We start from the raw sequence: 17,036 nt of genomic DNA on the forward strand, positions 1-17,036 counted from the left end.
GGAGTCCCTATGGATCGCGCTGTTATTGTTCACGAAAACTTCTTGCGTCGACTTGCTGCTGATGATCTCCCCAGTGGTCCGGCGCCAGATCCAGGCATCCCTAAAACAAAACTGACCGAGTTGTTTCGCAGTCAAGTGCTGAGCCGTCAGTTGGACCGCACCAGCCGCGCCATGCAAGCCAGCGGCAAAGGGTTCTATACCATCGGGTCGTCCGGTCATGAAGGAATGGCTGCTGTTGCCGAGGCCCTGAGACCAACAGACATGGCGTTCTTACATTACCGCGACGCCGCTTTTCAAATTCAGCGCGCGGCTCAGGTTCCGGGCCAAAGCCCTGTGTGGGACATGCTGCTTAGCTTTCGCGCGGCTGCCGCTGATCCGATTTCTGGGGGCCGTCACAAGGTGCTTGGTTCACGTGCTTTGAATATTCCGCCCCAAACCTCAACCATCGCCAGCCATCTGCCCAAAGCAGTTGGCGCGGCATATTCGATTGGCCTTGCGCGGCGCAGCACGCCTGAGCATTGCCACCTGCCGGATGATAGCATTGTTATGTGTAGTTTCGGGGATGCCTCCTCAAACCATTCCACTGCTCAAGGTGCGATAAATACGGCCTGTTGGACCAGCTTCCAATCGGTGCCATTGCCTGTTTTATTTGTGTGCGAAGACAACGGTATAGGGATTTCTGTTCCCACGCCTCGCGGTTGGGTTGCAGCCAACTATTCTAACCGTCCAGGATTGCGGTATTTCAGCTGTGATGGTCTCGATATGGCCCAGACGTTGCGCGTTTCTCAGGCTGCGGCTGATTATGTCCGCCGCACACGCAAGCCCGCGTTTTTGCATGTCACAACTGTACGTCTTTATGGCCATGCGGGATCTGATGTGGAGATGACCTACCGCGACAAGGCCGCGATTGAGGCATCTGAGGCAAATGATCCGCTGTTACATTCTGCCCGGATTTTGCGCGATAGCGGTGCGAACACACCGATGGAAGCGCTTGAAATATATCATGAAACTGAACAGACGTGTAGCCGCGTTTCACAGGAAGTGATGAAGCAGGAAACGCTTGTAAACTCTGAACAAGTCATGGCCCGCATCATTCCCCCTGCTCGTGCCTGTGCACCCACAAATGGCCCAACACCTGATGCCCGTGCCGGCGTATTTGGCAACGACATCAAGCAGATGAAGGAACCACAGCCGATGAACCGGTTGATCGGATGGGCATTGGCTGATTTGATGCTGGAACATGGCGAAATTATCGTTGCAGGTGAGGACGTTGGCCGTAAAGGCGGTGTGTACGGCGTAACCCAAAAGCTGCAAAATCGTTTTGGCCCTGACCGAGTGATTGATACGCTGTTGGATGAACAATCCATCTTGGGTCTGGCCATGGGCATGGCGCATAACGGCTTTGTGCCGATCCCCGAAATTCAGTTTCTCGCTTATCTGCATAACGCCGAAGACCAGCTACGGGGCGAAGCTGCCACGTTGAGCTTCTTTTCGGATGGGCAGTACACCAACCCAATGGTTCTGCGGATCGCTGGTTTGGGCTATCAAAAAGGTTTTGGCGGACATTTTCACAACGACAACTCACTTGCCGTGCTGCGTGACATTCCGGGGCTAATAATTGCCTGCCCCTCAAACGGTGCAGATGCGGCGATGATGTTACGTGAATCTGTGCGGCTGGCGCGTGAGGAACAGCGCGTGGTGGTGTTTTTGGAACCAATCGCGCTTTATCCGATGCGTGACCTTCATGAAGCTGGCGATACGGGATGGATGACATCCTATCCCGCGCCAGACAGGCGGATAGCGCTTGGAGATGTTGGTATAGACGGTGACGGAACCGACCTTGCAATTATCAGCTACGCAAATGGATATTTCCTCTCAACACAGGCGAGTAAGACATTGAAAGAAATTGACATTGATGTCCGGCTGATTGATATGCGTTGGCTGGCTCCGATGCCTATTAATGCGCTTTTGGAAGCGACAAAAGACTGCAAAAACGTCCTGATCGTAGATGAATGTCGCAGTACAGGCAGTCAGTCAGAAGGGTTGATGGCAATGTTTGCAGAGGCAGGCCGCACCCGTGTCGCGAGAGTAACAGCCCAAGACAGCTTTATCGCAACAGGACCCGCCTATGCGGCAACCTTGCCCTCTACCGCTGAGATTATCGCGGCAGCAACCACATTGGTGGCATCATGAGCCACCCAACGGCCGTCCTTATTTGTCCGGGACGCGGGACCTATAACAAGGGTGAGCTTGGCACACTTACGCGTACGCATGGCGCTAACCCTTTGATTGCTGAGTGGGATGAAATGCGGGTGCAGGCCGGTCAGGATAGTTTGACCGAATTGGATTGCGCGGATCGGTTTTCCGCTGCGCGCCATACCACGGGTGATAACGCATCAGCACTGATATACGCATGTAGCTATCTGGATGCACAGGCGGTCTATGAAAGCCACGATGTGCTTGCGGTAACGGGAAATTCGCTGGGCTGGTACATTGCTCTCGCTGCGGGTGGCGGCGCAACTGCGCAAGGTGGCATGAGTATTGTGAACACCATGGGCACACTGATGCATCAGCATGCTCAAGGTGGGCAGATACTCATGCCATTTGTGGATGAGCACTGGCAGGCAATTGAGGGTGAAGAAAAGCGCCTTATGGATTTGATTGCGAAGATCAATGCGCAGGCCGGGCATACACTGGCGCTGTCTATTCATCTGGGTGGCATGTTGGTTGTTGCGGGCAACGATGCTGGTTTAGCGGCGTTTGAGAATGGTGTAAGCGGTGATGAAAACCGCAAACCACTGCGGCTCCCGAACCACGCGGCGTTCCACACGCCAATGATGGACGACGTCGCACAAATGGGCCGTGATGCACTGCCGCAAGAGCTGTTCCAAAACCCACAAACGGCCTTGATCGACGGGCGCGGCGCGGTTTGGCATCGCCACTCGACCGACCAAAACGCTTTGCGCGATTATACGCTGGGCCATCAGATCACGCAGACCTACGATTTCACAGCCTCAGTGCAATCTGCAGCCCGTAATTTTGCGCCAGATCGGTTTATCATCACCGGACCGGGCACGACACTGGGCGGTGCGGTGGCGCAGGCGCTAATTGGTATCCAATGGCAAGGCATTGACAGCAAGGAAGCGTTCCTTGCGCGGCAGGCGACTGATCAATTGGTGATCAGTATGGGGCGTGAAGATCAGCGCGGGCTGGTCGTTTAACCCAGCGCGTAACCCGTGCCGCGAACGGTGCGGATGGGGTCGCTGCCACCCTGCCCTGTAAGCGCCTTTCGCAGGCGCGCAACGTGTACGTCGACCGTGCGTGTATCCACATAAATGTCGCGGCCCCAGACCATGTCTAACAGCTGATCGCGGCTAAACACTCGGCCCGGTTTTTCCATCAAGGCGACAAGCAGGCGGTATTCTGTGGGCCCCAGCTTGATGTCGTGATCGGCGCGCGACACGCGGTGGGTTTCGGAATTGAGGGCAATGTCGTCAAAGTTCAGGATATCCCCAGAGGCCGACGGGTGTGCACGGCGCAATTGGGTTCGTACCCGCGCCATCAATTCGCGCAAGTTGTAGGGTTTGATCACATAGTCATCTGCCCCCGTATCCAAGCCCCGCACAGCGTCTACTTCTTCAGAACGCGCGCTGAGCATGATCACAGGAATTTCGCGTGTCTGTGGACGCGTTTTGACACGCCGGCAGACTTCGATCCCAGACAATAGAGGCATCATCCAATCCAGAATGATGAGGTCTGGTGCGGCCTCATTAATCAAAATCATAGCTTCTTCGCCGTTTTCGGCGCGTCGAACGGCATACCCTTCAGCCTCAAGGTTATACGCCAGCACTTCACGTTGTGCGGGCTCGTCTTCGACCAAAAGTACATGGAACTGTCCCACTGTCATGTGATCTACTCCTGTGTTCTAACAGATGTTTCATCTGCCTTTGGACGCGGTTCATCCGGATGGGCCCCTGTGACAAGATAGGTCACCTGCTCGGCCATTGATGTACAATGATCGCCCATGCGTTCAACGTTTTTAGCGATGAAATGCAAGTGCATACAGGCCGTGATGTTACGCGGATCTTCTAACATGTATGTCAGGAATTCGCGAAATAACGCGTTGTACATCTGGTCCAGCTCTTCGTCGCGCGCGATGACATCTGCGGCCAGTTCGGTGTCACGCCGAATGTAGGCATCCAACGAGTCCTTTAGCATTTCTTCGGCCAATCGCGCCATGCGCCGGATCGCGCCTGTGCTGTCACTGATGGGCGGCATTTGGGACAGAACGCTGGTACGTTTGGCCATGTTTTTGGCGTAATCCCCGATGCGTTCCAGATTGCCTGAGATTTTCATCACACTGAGGATCATCCGCAGATCAACGGCTGTGGGCGCACGTAGGGCAATCATGCGTGCCGCGTCTTCGTTAATTTGCGCTTCAAGGATGTCGATGGCTTTATCTGCATCGCGCACTTCTTGTGCCAGTGTTTGATCCCGTGTTTGGAGGCTTTTGGCAGCTTGTCGAATGCTATCTTCGACCAGCCCGCCCATTTTCATGATCTGGCTTTGGATTTTTTCGAGATCGCGGTCAAAGGCCGATGCGATGTGGACTTGTTCTTCCATGAAGTTAACCGATCCTTCCGGTAATATAGCTCTCAGTGCGTGGGTCTTCGGGGGTAGTGAATATTTTATCTGTATCGCCGAATTCAACAAGATTGCCGAGATGGAAAAACGCTGTGCGCTGGCTGACACGTGCGGCCTGCTGCATGGAGTGTGTGACAATCACTACCGAGTAGTTCTGGCGCAGCTCGTCGATCAGTTCCTCAACTTGGGCCGTGGCGATAGGATCTAGTGCGGAGCACGGCTCATCCATCAGCAAAATTTCCGGTTCGGTGGCAATAGCGCGGGCGATGCAAAGACGCTGCTGCTGCCCCCCCGACAGGCCAGTTCCAGGGGCATGCAGGCGGTCTTTAACCTCGTTCCAGATGGCCCCACGACGCAATGCGCGTTCAACAATCTCGTCTAGCTCTGCTTTGTTGCGGGAAAGCCCGTGAATGCGAGGACCATAGGCGACATTGTCATAGATCGACTTCGGGAACGGGTTGGGTTTTTGAAACACCATCCCGACCTTGGCGCGCAGCTGAACAGGATCAACTTTGGGATCATAGATGTCCTCGCCATCAATTAGGATGTCGCCCCTGACACTGCAGATATCAATTGTGTCATTCATCCGGTTGATGCACCGCAAAAACGTGGATTTCCCGCATCCTGAAGGCCCAATAAATGCGGTCACAGTTTTGTCTTCGATCTCGACGTTGACGTCTTTGATCGCGTGGGTATCACCGTAATGTACCTGCACATTGCGGGCAGATATCTTTGACTTGTGGACCACTTGTGCCTCCGGATTTGTTGTAATGTCTCGCATATTTTTTCTCCTTACCAGCGGCGTTCAAAGCGACGGCGCAGCAAGACTGCGATGGTGTTCATGCCGATCAGAAAAACCAGCAGGATCATGATGCCGCCCCAAGCGCGTTCATAGAACGCAGGGTCGGCGCGTTTAGCCCACTCATAGATTTGGGCAGGCATGGCAGAGTTCGGGCTGAGTAGCCCCTCGCTGATGCTGTCTGGACCGTTGGTCGCAATAAAGCCGACCATCCCGATCAACAGCAGCGGCGCTGTTTCACCCAATGCTTGGGCCAGACCAATGATTGTCCCTGTCAGGATACCCGGCGCAGCAAGTGGCAGCACGTGGTGGAACACTGACTGCATCTTGGACGCGCCAACACCTAATGCCGCGTCGCGGATCGAGGGAGGCACAGATTTAAGGGACGCTCGTGTTGAGATGATGATCGTCGGCAAGGTCATCAAGGTAAGCACCAAGCCCCCAACCAACGGTGCAGAGTTCGGTAAGTGCATGTAGTTGATGAAAACAGCCAGACCAAGAATACCAAATACAATCGACGGAACCGCCGCAAGGTTCGAGATGTTCACCTCAATAATATCGGTGATCCAGTTCTTGGGCGCAAATTCCTCAAGGTAGATCGACGCGGCAACGCCGATTGGCAAGGCAAGTGCCAGAACCACCAACATCATGAACAAAGACCCGGCCATGGACACCCCCATGCCAGCGGCTTCGGGTCGCGCGTCCGAGCTGTCAGCGCCGATGATAAAGGCCAGATTGAACTTCTTCTCCAGCACACCAGCAGCTAACAGTTGATCCACCAAATCAAGTTGCTCAGTATTGATGTTCTTGTCGTTGCCGATGCTGGCCCGCGTCACCCGCCCCTTAAGGTAGCCGTCAACACGGCCTGAGGCCAGAAAATCAAACGATACCCTTTGCCCGATCAGGGTAGGATCAGCGATCACTGCATTACGCATTTGTGCCTCGGCACCTTTTGACAGGATACCTGACATCTTTTTCGGCTTAAGTTCGGATGTGACCGCGCCTGATGCAACTAATTCCTCAAAAGCATTCACCAGCAATGGCTTATAGCCAAAAGTGGAAACCTTCTTGATGTCGGCAATGTCGCGGTTGCCTTTCTTGTCCAGCTTGGCCTCGTCTAATGTCACATCCAGCGTCAGATATGTCTGCTGAAACGCGCCTGAGCCGCGCCCGATGATGGACGTCAGTAGGATCACCAACATCAAAACACCGATGCCAATGGCGATTAGACCGTAGGTCTTGAAACGTGCCTCGGCGCGGTTTCGCTTTGCGGTGCGTTTGTCTTGAATAAGAAGCGAGGAGTGGGTGCTGTCGGTCATTCGTATTGTTCCCGATATTTACGGACAATGTAGAGGGCAACAACGTTGAGCCCTAATGTCAAAACAAAGAGCGTGAGCCCCAGTGCAAATGCCACCAGCGTTTCTGGGCTGGCAAAGTCTGTATCGCCTGTCAGCTGGCTAACGATGCGGGTTGTGATGGTTGTCATGGCTTCAAACGGGTTGCCCGAAATCTGCGCAATTGCCCCCGCCCCAAGCACCACAATCATGGTTTCACCGACGGCTCGTGAAGCCGCCAACAATATCGCGCCGACGATCCCGGGAAGGGCCGCAGGCAGCACAACATTGCGGATGGTTTCTGACGGGGTTGCGCCCAACCCGTATGAACCGTCGCGCAGAGACTGTGGCACTGCATTAATGATGTCATCACTCAGGGAGGATACAAACGGGATCAGCATGATGCCCATTACCAGCCCCGCCGTGATGACGGCCGTGGCGCCGGACATTACCGGATCGCCGTCACGCAGGCCTTCACCACTTAGGATACCACCAGCGCCAAACACATCGACCAGAAACGGACCAACCGTCAGCAAGGCAAATAGACCGTACACGATCGTTGGGATACCCGCGAGGATCTCTAGTAGCGGTTTAGCAATGGTGCGCAGTTTTGGGCCCGCATATTCGCTAAGGTAAATCGCGGCGAATAGGCCCACAGGCACCGCCACCAGTAGCGCGATGAACGAGATATACAGTGTCCCCCACAGAAGCGGCAGGATCGACAGATCGCTGTTGCCGCGAAAGTTAGGCGCCCAAGAGTTGCCAAGAAAGAAGTCCTGCCAAGGGTGCAGCGAGAAGAAGTTCACGGTCTCAAACAGCATGGACAAAATGATGCCCAGCGTTGTTAGGACCGCCAGAGAAGCGGCGATGACAAGGAGCGCTAATATCCCGCGTTCAACTACATTACGTGCGCGAAAATCAGGATCAGCGGCGCGAACTGCAACAGCGAGCCCCGCCAAAGCCAGCACAATCACAACAGCGACGCGGGCCTTGTCCCATTGCGCATCCAAAGCGCGTGATCTCTCAGCGGCGACCAACACAAAGGGCTTAACATCGGAGCCAAGGGCAACGCCAACACCTGCAAGTGTGGCGCGTAAGCTGGAGGGATCATCGCGCAGGGCGTCAATCGCTTGATCATCCAGCACTCCTTGGGTAACGGCGAGGTTTAGGCCATGTGCCACGCGGTTCACATCGCTCAAAACCAGTGAGGTTGTTCCGCTGCTGGCGGTAATATCGGAAGGCAACATAGGAACAATTGTATTTTGGATCATCATAGGCTGCGCCAGCAACCAAATCACCATGACACCCAGTGCAGGAATGCCTGCAAACATGGCGGCCGTCATGCCGTAGTAGTTGGGCAATGAGTGCAACAGCCGCGCATCGCCACCTGCCCGCGCCATCGCGCGTTTGCGTGCCATCACATATCCGACCACGGCAATCGCAAGCACAATCAGGACAAGCGTTGTTGGGTCACCTAGGAAAGAAAGAGGCATAGCCGCTCCGCTATTGATCGTCAAAAATAAGGGGCCACTGAAAAGCAGCCCCTCGTTTGTTTCATGTGCTTCAGCTTAAGAGCCGCCGCCGATGACGGCCTCATCGAAGACGACAGTTTGTGTTGTTTCCAACTCAGGGTCAGAAACGAGGCCGTATTCAGCCAATGGGCCGTCTGGGCCTGCGATCTCGTCCGCGACAAAGAATTCAGCAAATTCTTTGAGGCCGGGGATGACGCTGATGTGTGCTTTTTTCACATAAAAGAACAATGGGCGTGATACGGGGTATTCGCCTGTTGCGATGCTCTCGGTCGAGGGCACGATGCCGGACATTGTTGCAACTTGCAGCTTGTCTGTGTTGTTTTCATAGAACGCCAGACCAAACACGCCGATGCCGTCTTTGTTGCTCTCGATGCGGGCCAATGTTTCTGTGTAGTCCCCATCGATGTCTACGGATTTACCATCGGTGCGCAGGGAAATGCAGGCTTTTTCGGCTACTTTTTTCTTGGCTTTGTCAGTGTCGCCTTCAGCAGCAGCAAGGAAAACGTCAAAGTCGCCCGTTTCTTCGCAACCCGCGAGGATCACGTTATCCTCGAACACTTCGCGTGTGCCGTGCTTTGTGCCTGGAACAAATGCTTGGATCGGTTGCGCTGGGAAGGCAGGGTTCACGTCGTTCCACATGGTATAAGGATTTTCGACAACTTTGCCGTCTACAGCCACTGTGGCAGACAGTGCTTTGTACCAATCAATCGGTGTGAACTCGAATGAGTTGCCTGCAATGTCTGACGCGAAAACGATACCGTCATAGCCGATGCGAACTTCAATAATGTCCGTCACACCGTTCTCGGCGCAAACGTTGATTTCGCTGTCTTTGATTTTACGCGACGCGTTTGCGATGTCGATAGTGTTTTCGCCAACGCCTTCGCAGAAACGCTTGAGCCCCGCAGAGGAGCCACCAGATTCAACCACCGGTGTAGGGAAGTCAAAGTTTTCGCCAAATGCTTCGGCAACGATGGAGGCGTAGGGCAAAACAGTGGAAGAACCGGCAACCTGTACCTGATCGCGTGCAGCGCCAGCTGTTGCGGATACGGCCGCCATGGCCAGCGCGGATGTTGTGAGTTTTACGAAAGACATCAATGTCTCCTGTCAGCAGAAAAATTCAGTCACCCCATGGTGACTTGAGAGATTTCTAGAACCCCTGTGCTGAGCTTTTGTGACAGTAGCATTACAGTTTTATGACAGTGCCTTTTTCAACTGGCATTGATCGCGCTCAAACGTCACTCTGTAGTGCGTAAAAACACCTTAAATTCAGACCCTTCACCAACTTTGGAAGATATCTTTAGCCGCCCACGGTGACGGTTGAGGATATGTTTCACAATCGCCAACCCTAATCCTGTACCGCCAACTTCGCGGCTACGGTGGCTATCGGCGCGATAGAATCGTTCTGTCAGGCGCGGAAGGTGCCGATTTTCTATTCCTGCCCCCTCATCGCGTACATTCACCTCTACCCCAGCACAGCGTAGCGCACTAACGCGATCATGCTCTGTCAGGGTGACAAATACGTGTTTTCCTTGCCCGCCGTATTTGATCGCGTTCTCGATCAGGTTGGTAAACACCTGCATCAGCTGATCCATATCTGCGATCAGCATCACGGGAGTGTCGGGTATATCAGGCAAAAGGATTACGTCAGCTTGGGCAGCGACGGGCGCCAGAGTACGAAGCGTGCTGGCAAGGATACCTGCCACATCTACCTGCGTGGTGGGGCGCACACGTTCGTCGACTTCTACGCGGCTAAGCGACAGCAGATCACCAACAAGGCGGTTCATGCGTTCGGTTTCGGTTTGCATAATACCAAGGAAACGGTTGCGCGTCGGGGCATCATCACGTGCAGGCCCTTGCAGGGTCTCGATAAAGCCCATCAGAGCAGTCAAAGGTGTACGCAGTTCATGGCTAACGTTGGCAACAAAGTCGCGGCGCATCTGGCCCGCGGCAGTGACCATTGTAATATCTTGAAACGTCAACAGCGCGATCCCCGTCTCGCCAACCTGACTAACTGAAACGGTATAGGTCACATCATTGCCGCTCTCGCGGGCAAGATAGGTGGCAGTGGCTTGCGGTGTGCCCGTCAGGCAGGCCTCAACAGCCTCAACAACCGAAGGTTGACGCAGCACTGTAATAAAATGATCGCCTTTGACCTGTATCTCCAACAACCTTTGCGCATCAGTGTTAAACGCAATAACCCGTTCATCACTGGAGATAGCAAGTGCCGGCATTGGCATTGCCGCGATCACATCACTTACGGGCAATGAGGCGTTCATGATGTTAGACTTCTTTTAAGTCAGTCGCGAAACGGGCGGCGTTTTGTTGATAATGAATTGCGCTCATGGTGAGGCCTTGGATGGCGGCCTCGTCCAGCGTGCGGACAACTTTGCCAGGCGCGCCCATCACAAGGCTGCCATCAGGGATGACCTTATTCTCAGTGATCAACGCCCCTGCCCCGATAAGGCAGTTTTTACCGATCTTGGCACCGTTTAGAATGGTAGCCCCCATGCCTATCAACGAATTATCATCGATTGTGCAGCCATGCAGCATGACCTTGTGACCAATGGTACAATTCACACCGATGTTCAGGGGAAAGCCGATATCTGTGTGAAAAACGCAATTCTCTTGCACGTTTGATCCCGCACCCACTGTAATGCGCTCGTTATCTCCGCGCAGGGTACAGCTAAACCAAACCGACGTTTTTTCCTCAAGTACGACATCGCCAATAACGTTGGCGTCTGGCGCAACCCATGCGGTTGGATCAATCTGGGGTGCGATATCTGCAAGTGCGTAAATGGTCATTCGAGATCCTTGAATTGAGACTGCAGGCGGCGGGCAATTTCGCTCAGCTGTGGCTGTTGTGTGCGTTTAAGGCGTTCAGCGGCGATGATGGTTTTGAGCTTTTCTTCGGTGGCATCCAGATCGTCGTTCACCAGAACATAGTCATACCCGTCCCAGTGGCTGATTTCATCCCAGCTTTTTTGCATGCGCTTTGCGATCGTATCAGTATCGTCTTGCCCACGGCTAACCAGACGGCGGTGCAGCTCACTGATCGAGGGCGGTAGGATAAAGATAGACAGCGTATAGACACCCAAAGGTGAGTTGCGAATTTGCTGCGCGCCCTGCCAATCGATATCAAACAAAACATCCCTGCCCTCATTGATTCCCTTTTCAACAGGGCCTTTGGGAGAGCCATAGAAATTGCCAAACACGTGTGCGTGCTCCAGCATTTCGTCTTCAACCACCCATGTGCGAAAGGTATCTTCGGGGACAAACAGATAGTCTTTGCCATCCACTTCGCCTTCGCGCGGTTTACGGGTGGTGGCAGACACCGAAAAGCTAAGCGTTTCATCCCAAAGCATCAGGCGCTTTGCCAATGTGGATTTACCTGCACCAGAGGGCGAAGATAGAATAATCAAAAGGCCGCGTCGGTCGTTCATTGTTTACTCCACATTCTGGACTTGCTCACGCAGTTGGTCGATCACGGCCTTTAGGGCCAGACCGACACGCGTCAGATCACTATTTTGGGCTTTGGCGCATAGGGTGTTGGCCTCGCGGTTGAACTCTTGCATCAAGAAATCAAGCTTGCGCCCAATCGGGCCATCCTGTGTCAGTAGATCATGCGCAGCGTTCACATGCGCGCCCAAACGATCAATCTCTTCGGTGATATCTGCTTTTACCGCGATCATTGCCAGCTCGGCGGCGATCCTGTCTGGCTCGATCCCATCTACATTGTCGATGACGCGGGCAAGGTTGCGTTGCAGCGCCTCAGCCGTTTGCGCCTCACGGGCCTTCGCCAATGTTGTCGCCTGTGAGGTTAAGGTTTCGATTTGGTTCAACTGTTCGCGCAGAACCTTTTCCAACGCCGCACCTTCGGCTGCCCGCATGGCGTTGAAATCAGCGAGGACGCCCTCAAATTCGGCAATAAGTGCTGTGGCCAATGCATCATTGTCATCTTCGATAACGGCCTGTTCCAGAACGCCGCGCATTGTGACGATGTCAGTTGCCTTTGATGGCGCAAGCGAAACACCCGCATCCATTGCAGCCGTTTCAATTTGGCTCAGTGCGTCAAGGACTGTGTTGAGTTGGGCTTGATTGACCGCAAGACCACCGCCCCCGTCTTCACGCACAACGCGCAATCCCAAGGTCACATTCCCACGCGCAACCGAAGCGCCCAGTGTTTTACGCAAGCCAGCCTCTAGGCCAGGTATCCAGTCAGGGACCCGAATGCGCAAATCAAGACCCTTGCCATTCACTGCACGCAGCTCCCAACTCCAGCTGTGTGGCAGTAATGTACCTGATTTAGCAGCAAAACCCGTCATTGAATTCATCATGTCAGCGCTCTCCGTCGAATTATCTTGGGGTTTGGCATAGGGGTTTTTCCCCCTTACCGGCAAGCCCCCAGACCCTGATAATCAAACTAAGGGTGCCTTGAGATGATTAACCTTTTTGATCGAATTTTAGCCGAAGTGGAATCTTGCATGCTATTAATAGGTTATTAACGGAGATCGCCAGAACGGCATCAATGGGCAAAATACCGCCCGAAATGACACGGAACTTAGCTTTTCACCCTTTTTCCTTTCCTTTCACGTAATCTTGCAGAGAGCTTCAATGGACAATTCAGCCAAAACTCAACAAAACGTGGTTACCATGTCTGACTATCAACCTCATAGTGGTTTTGCCCCTCTTTCACTTGTTGAAGCCTATTGGGATGCCTTGAGTGCAGGGCGTGAAATGCCAAAACGTGCTGAAATCGACCCACGTGGAATTGAAAGTGCGTTAGAATATGCGTTCATCCTTGAGCGTGTTGCACCCGGCGTGGCGCGTATGCGCATTGCAGGATCACACCTTCATGACATTATGGGGATGGAAGCACGCGGTATGCCTTTGACAGCATTTTTCCTGCAAGATGTCCGTATCCGTATCGCGGGTCTGTTGGAGGAAGTCTTCCAAACGCCAGCCACTGCCGAGGTCAGGATGATTTGCGACGGTGAACCAGGCGAGCCTGCTTTAGATGCGCGTATGGTGTTGCTGCCACTCAAAAGTGATTTGGGAGATGTAAGCCGAATTTTGGGGTGCTTTGTCTGTCAAGGCAAACTGGGGGATGTCCCACGACGTTTTGATGTAACTGACATTAAGGTTCGCAAGTTGGGCCACTCAGCAGATATCCAAGAAGAACCAAAGTCCGCAGATGTGACGCAATTTCAAGGTTTTGCGGAGCAGCAGAGTAGCTTTGTTTCAGCCAAATCATTTGCAGATATTTCCGATGATACTGCCGACAATAACAAGCGACCGCCGTACCTGAAATTGGTTAAATCTGAATAATTACAAAAGGCGGAACAATATTTGCTCCGCCTTCTTACTTTTTGGACGTGAATTAGCCTGCGGCTTTGATGTCCGTTTTTTCGCGGCGCGCTGATAGTTCTTCAGCCACAAGGAACGCCAGTTCAAGGGACTGGCTTGCATTCAGGCGAGGATCACAGGCTGTGTGATACCGGGCTGACAGATCTTCGTCAGATACGGCACGCACGCCGCCAGTACATTCTGTCACGTCTTGGCCTGTCATCTCGAAATGTACACCACCGGGCACAGTGCCCTCCGCAGCATGAACGCCAAAGAACTCACGCACTTCGCGCAGAACACTTTCAAACGGCCGCGTCTTGTAGCCTGACGAGGATTTGATTGTGTTGCCGTGCATCGCGTCACAGGTCCAAACAACGTTGGCGCCTTCTTCTTGAACGGCCTTAACCAAACGCGGCAGATGATCGCCAACTGATCCCGCGCCAAACCGTGCGATGAGGGTCAAACGCCCCTCTTCGTTGTCAGGGTTCAGTTTTGTCATCAGTTTTTTCAGGTCATCCACTTCCATGGTAGGACCACATTTCAAACCAATCGGATTTTGAACGCCGGAGGCAAACTCGACATGAGCGCCATCAGGTTGGCGTGTACGATCCCCGATCCAGATCATGTGACCGGACCCAGCCAACCACTTGCCTGTCTCAGCTTCTTGGCGGCAAAGGGCTTCTTCATACTCCAGCAAGAGTGACTCGTGGCTGGTGTAGAATTCTACCGATTGCAGTGTGTGGGCATTTTCAGGTGAGACACCTGCCGCCGCCATAAAATCTAGCGTGTCAGAGATGCGCGTAGCCAAGTCGCGATATTTCGCGGCCTTTTCGCCATCCGTAAAGCCCAGCGTCCAACCGTGCACCTTGTGTACATCAGCGTAGCCACCTGTTGAGAACGCGCGCAGCAGGTTCAATGTTGCCGCTGCCTGTGTGTAGGCGCGCATCATATTGTCAGGGTTAGGAATACGGGATTCTGGCGTGAAGGCCAAATCGTTAATGATATCACCACGGTAGCTTGGCAATTCAACACCATCGATGGTCTCAGTGTTTGCAGAACGTGGTTTTGCAAACTGCCCCGCCATACGGCCCACTTTGATGACTGGCACTTTTGCACCGTAAGTCAAAACAACTGCCATTTGTAGCATCACCTTAAAGGTGTCGCGGATCATGTCGGATGAAAACTGCTCAAAGCTCTCTGCGCAATCACCACCCTGAAGCAGGAACGCTTCGCCACGGCCTGCCGCTGCAAGATGCTGGCGCAAACGGCGTGCTTCTCCTGCAAATACCAAGAGTGGATAACGAGACAGCTGTTCTTCAACAGCGTTAAGGGCTGCCTGATCTGGATAGTCGGGCATTTGAATCCGCGGCTTTGAACGCCAGCTTGATTTGCTCCAGGTCGTCATGTCATTCGCTCCGGTCGTTGTTGTTGCGCACAGGATGTTATCGCAAACTTAGGATGAGTAGACTTATATACAAATCCCTTGTCTGCAAGGCCATATGCAATTTCGATGCTTGACGCAGCTTTTAACCTGATGCCCTAGTAACTCGACAACAGTTTTAACGCCCCTTTTAACAACGGATTCGCGCCTATGGCTCAAGCTCTCCCTGCGCAACGCATACCCCAAAACCCCGACAAGCCGCGTCGTTTTGTATTTGTGTTGCTCGATAACTTTAGTTTGCTGTGTTTTTCTACTGCGGTAGAAAGTTTGCGGATTGCTAATCGAATGTCTGGGCGGAGCTTGTATGAGTGGACTATTATCGGTGAAGGCGGCGAAAGCGCTGCCTGCTCAGCTGGTACCGTCTTTCAACTAGATGATGATCTGGTGGACATGGGGCGCGACGACACAATCATGGTGTGTTCGGGCATTGATGTTCAGAATGCTACTACCAAAAAAGTTCTGGGATGGTTGCGCCGTGAAGCCCGCAAGGGGCTTGTGATTGGTGGGCTGTGTACGGGCGCATACTCGTTGGCCAAGGCCGGATTGTTGGACGGCCGCCGCGCCACGATCCATTGGGAAAACCAAGACAGCTTTAGCGAAGAATTTGATGAGGTTACGCTGACGAAGTCGGTTTTTGTGGTTGATAAAAACCGAATGACAACCGCGGGCGGGACATCATCAATTGATCTGATGCTCAAGATTATTGCCGACGATCACGGCGAAGATTTGGCCAACGCAGTTGCGGACCAATTGATTTATAGCTCGATCCGCACAGATCAGGACACTCAGCGTCTGAGCGTGCCAACACGGATTGGCGTGCGCCACCCTAAACTCAGCCAGGTTATCCAGATCATGGAAAACAACATCGAAGAGCCAATCAGCCCGTCGATCTTGGCTCAGGACGTTGGCATGTCCACCCGCCAGCTTGAACGCCTGTTCCGCAGGTATCTCAACCGATCACCAAAACGATATTATATGGAATTGCGCCTACAGAAAGCCCGCAACCTACTGATGCAAACGGACATGAGCGTGATCAATGTGGCGCTTGCCTGTGGCTTTGCCTCGCCATCGCATTTTTCAAAATGCTACCGCGCGCATTATGATACCACCCCCTACCGTGAACGCGGAAGCCACGCGGCGCGTTTGTCAATTTAAAGATAGCACGGTGTGTTGGATTTGTTGAAATGGAAGCGTTTTTTGGGTTTGTCCGCCATTTAATGGATTTCGCGTAGGTCGGTTATGCGGACAATGCCGCCTTCCAATTCGAGACCGAAGGTGGTGTGTTAGACTTGGCATCGCGGCTTATGTTGCCTGAAGCAATGTCTGAACGGAGTCCGATATGACTATACCTTTGACGTCTGCGCCAGTCCTTGAAACGGAACGCCTAATCCTACGTGGACCAATACAAAGCGACCTACCTGAGCTTACCCGATTCATGACAAGTTCGCCGAGGATGCAGTCTCAGGGAGAAACGGTCAGCAAAGAACAAGCTTGGTTTGGCTTCTTGATAGCGATTGGTCACTGGCAATGGCATGGGTTCGGATTCTTTACACTGATTTTACGTGGACGGAACCTGCCTATTGGTCGTGTTGGGCTGCTTAAGCACTCAAACTGGCCCGAAGTTGAGTTGGCGTGGCATCTTTTTGAAGGGGCCGAGGGCAACGGATACGCAACAGAAGCTGGGCAGGCAGTTCGTCGCTGGGCGTATCAAGCCCATGGAATTAACCAATTGGTAAGTTACATTGATTGCGAAAATCATCGCTCGCAAGGGGTTGCTAAACGTCTTGCGAGCGCAGACCGATGGCACACGTGCCGATCACGAACCAGATGCTGAGGTTTGGATTCACCTACCTGAACCTATTTGATCAAAATCGGCTCAAAGCATGCATCATTGGGCTGGCCTCTGTTCTGAGGTCGAGCTGCCGATAGGATCACAGAATAGC

16 protein-coding genes are annotated in these 17,036 nt (G+C 53.2%); 5 read left to right on the top strand and 11 right to left on the bottom strand.

Annotation, left to right across the window (positions count from 1 at the left end):
* The first annotated feature begins 9 nt into the window (after window positions 1–9).
* Complete coding sequence (locus V7775_RS12575) at window positions 10–2,193, top strand: dehydrogenase E1 component subunit alpha/beta (protein WP_335752247.1); 2,184 nt, start codon at window positions 10–12, stop codon at window positions 2,191–2,193.
* The gene (locus V7775_RS12580; protein ID WP_335752248.1) at window positions 2,190–3,221 is read left to right on the top strand and encodes an ACP S-malonyltransferase; all 1,032 of its coding nucleotides are present in this window, start codon (window positions 2,190–2,192) and stop codon (window positions 3,219–3,221) included. Before V7775_RS12575 ends, V7775_RS12580 begins: the two co-directional genes overlap by 4 nt.
* Here V7775_RS12580 and phoB read toward each other — a convergent pair.
* From phoB to V7775_RS12630, 10 genes are all read right to left on the bottom strand, one after another.
* Window positions 3,218–3,907, bottom strand: a complete 690-nt coding sequence (gene phoB, locus V7775_RS12585; protein WP_335752249.1) for a phosphate regulon transcriptional regulator PhoB — start codon at window positions 3,905–3,907, stop codon at window positions 3,218–3,220. The two genes, V7775_RS12580 and phoB, sit on opposite strands and share 4 nt — an antisense overlap.
* A 5-nt stretch (window positions 3,908–3,912) precedes the next feature.
* Window positions 3,913–4,623, bottom strand: a complete 711-nt coding sequence (phoU, locus tag V7775_RS12590) for a phosphate signaling complex protein PhoU (protein WP_335752250.1) — start codon at window positions 4,621–4,623, stop codon at window positions 3,913–3,915.
* A 4-nt stretch (window positions 4,624–4,627) separates the two neighbouring features.
* On the bottom strand, window positions 4,628–5,425 hold the full coding sequence (gene pstB, locus V7775_RS12595; protein WP_335752251.1) for a phosphate ABC transporter ATP-binding protein PstB: 798 nt from the start codon (window positions 5,423–5,425) through the stop codon (window positions 4,628–4,630).
* Between the two features lie 11 nt (window positions 5,426–5,436).
* Window positions 5,437–6,762: a phosphate ABC transporter permease PstA gene (pstA, locus tag V7775_RS12600; RefSeq protein ID WP_335752252.1), complete on the bottom strand. Its 1,326-nt coding sequence runs from the start codon at window positions 6,760–6,762 to the stop codon at window positions 5,437–5,439.
* Entirely contained in the window at window positions 6,759–8,270 is a 1,512-nt protein-coding gene (gene pstC / locus V7775_RS12605) for a phosphate ABC transporter permease subunit PstC (protein ID WP_335752253.1), read from the bottom strand. Before pstC ends, pstA begins: the two co-directional genes overlap by 4 nt.
* A gap of 75 nt (window positions 8,271–8,345) precedes the next feature.
* Window positions 8,346–9,401: a substrate-binding domain-containing protein gene (locus tag V7775_RS12610; RefSeq protein ID WP_335752254.1), complete on the bottom strand. Its 1,056-nt coding sequence runs from the start codon at window positions 9,399–9,401 to the stop codon at window positions 8,346–8,348.
* Window positions 9,402–9,544: 143 nt separating this feature from the next.
* On the bottom strand, window positions 9,545–10,585 hold the full coding sequence (locus V7775_RS12615) for an ATP-binding protein (RefSeq protein ID WP_335752255.1): 1,041 nt from the start codon (window positions 10,583–10,585) through the stop codon (window positions 9,545–9,547).
* A gap of 4 nt (window positions 10,586–10,589) precedes the next feature.
* A complete protein-coding gene (locus V7775_RS12620; protein WP_335752256.1) occupies window positions 10,590–11,111 on the bottom strand; it encodes a gamma carbonic anhydrase family protein in 522 nt (173 codons plus the stop codon).
* Window positions 11,108–11,749, bottom strand: coding sequence for a guanylate kinase (gene gmk, locus V7775_RS12625; protein ID WP_335752257.1), 642 nt, complete (start codon window positions 11,747–11,749; stop codon window positions 11,108–11,110). Before gmk ends, V7775_RS12620 begins: the two co-directional genes overlap by 4 nt.
* A gap of 3 nt (window positions 11,750–11,752) precedes the next feature.
* Window positions 11,753–12,643: a YicC/YloC family endoribonuclease gene (locus V7775_RS12630; protein ID WP_335752258.1), complete on the bottom strand. Its 891-nt coding sequence runs from the start codon at window positions 12,641–12,643 to the stop codon at window positions 11,753–11,755.
* Between the two features lie 277 nt (window positions 12,644–12,920).
* Between V7775_RS12630 and V7775_RS12635 the strand changes: the two genes are divergently transcribed.
* On the top strand, window positions 12,921–13,634 hold the full coding sequence (locus V7775_RS12635; RefSeq protein ID WP_335752259.1) for a PAS domain-containing protein: 714 nt from the start codon (window positions 12,921–12,923) through the stop codon (window positions 13,632–13,634).
* Between the two features lie 52 nt (window positions 13,635–13,686).
* On the opposite strand, the gene V7775_RS12640 is transcribed toward V7775_RS12635, so the two are convergent.
* Window positions 13,687–15,057: a class II 3-deoxy-7-phosphoheptulonate synthase gene (locus V7775_RS12640; RefSeq protein WP_335752260.1), complete on the bottom strand. Its 1,371-nt coding sequence runs from the start codon at window positions 15,055–15,057 to the stop codon at window positions 13,687–13,689.
* A 186-nt stretch (window positions 15,058–15,243) separates the two neighbouring features.
* Between V7775_RS12640 and V7775_RS12645 the strand changes: the two genes are divergently transcribed.
* Together V7775_RS12645 and V7775_RS12650 are read left to right on the top strand one after the other, a co-directional pair.
* Window positions 15,244–16,248: a GlxA family transcriptional regulator gene (locus tag V7775_RS12645; protein WP_335752261.1), complete on the top strand. Its 1,005-nt coding sequence runs from the start codon at window positions 15,244–15,246 to the stop codon at window positions 16,246–16,248.
* Between the two features lie 280 nt (window positions 16,249–16,528).
* Window positions 16,529–16,927, top strand: a complete 399-nt coding sequence (locus tag V7775_RS12650) for a GNAT family N-acetyltransferase (RefSeq protein ID WP_335752264.1) — start codon at window positions 16,529–16,531, stop codon at window positions 16,925–16,927.
* Window positions 16,928–17,036: the final 109 nt, after the last annotated feature.

The sequence above is a fragment of the Sulfitobacter sp. genome, from assembly GCF_036960155.1.
Classification (GTDB): Bacteria; Pseudomonadota; Alphaproteobacteria; order Rhodobacterales; family Rhodobacteraceae; genus Sulfitobacter.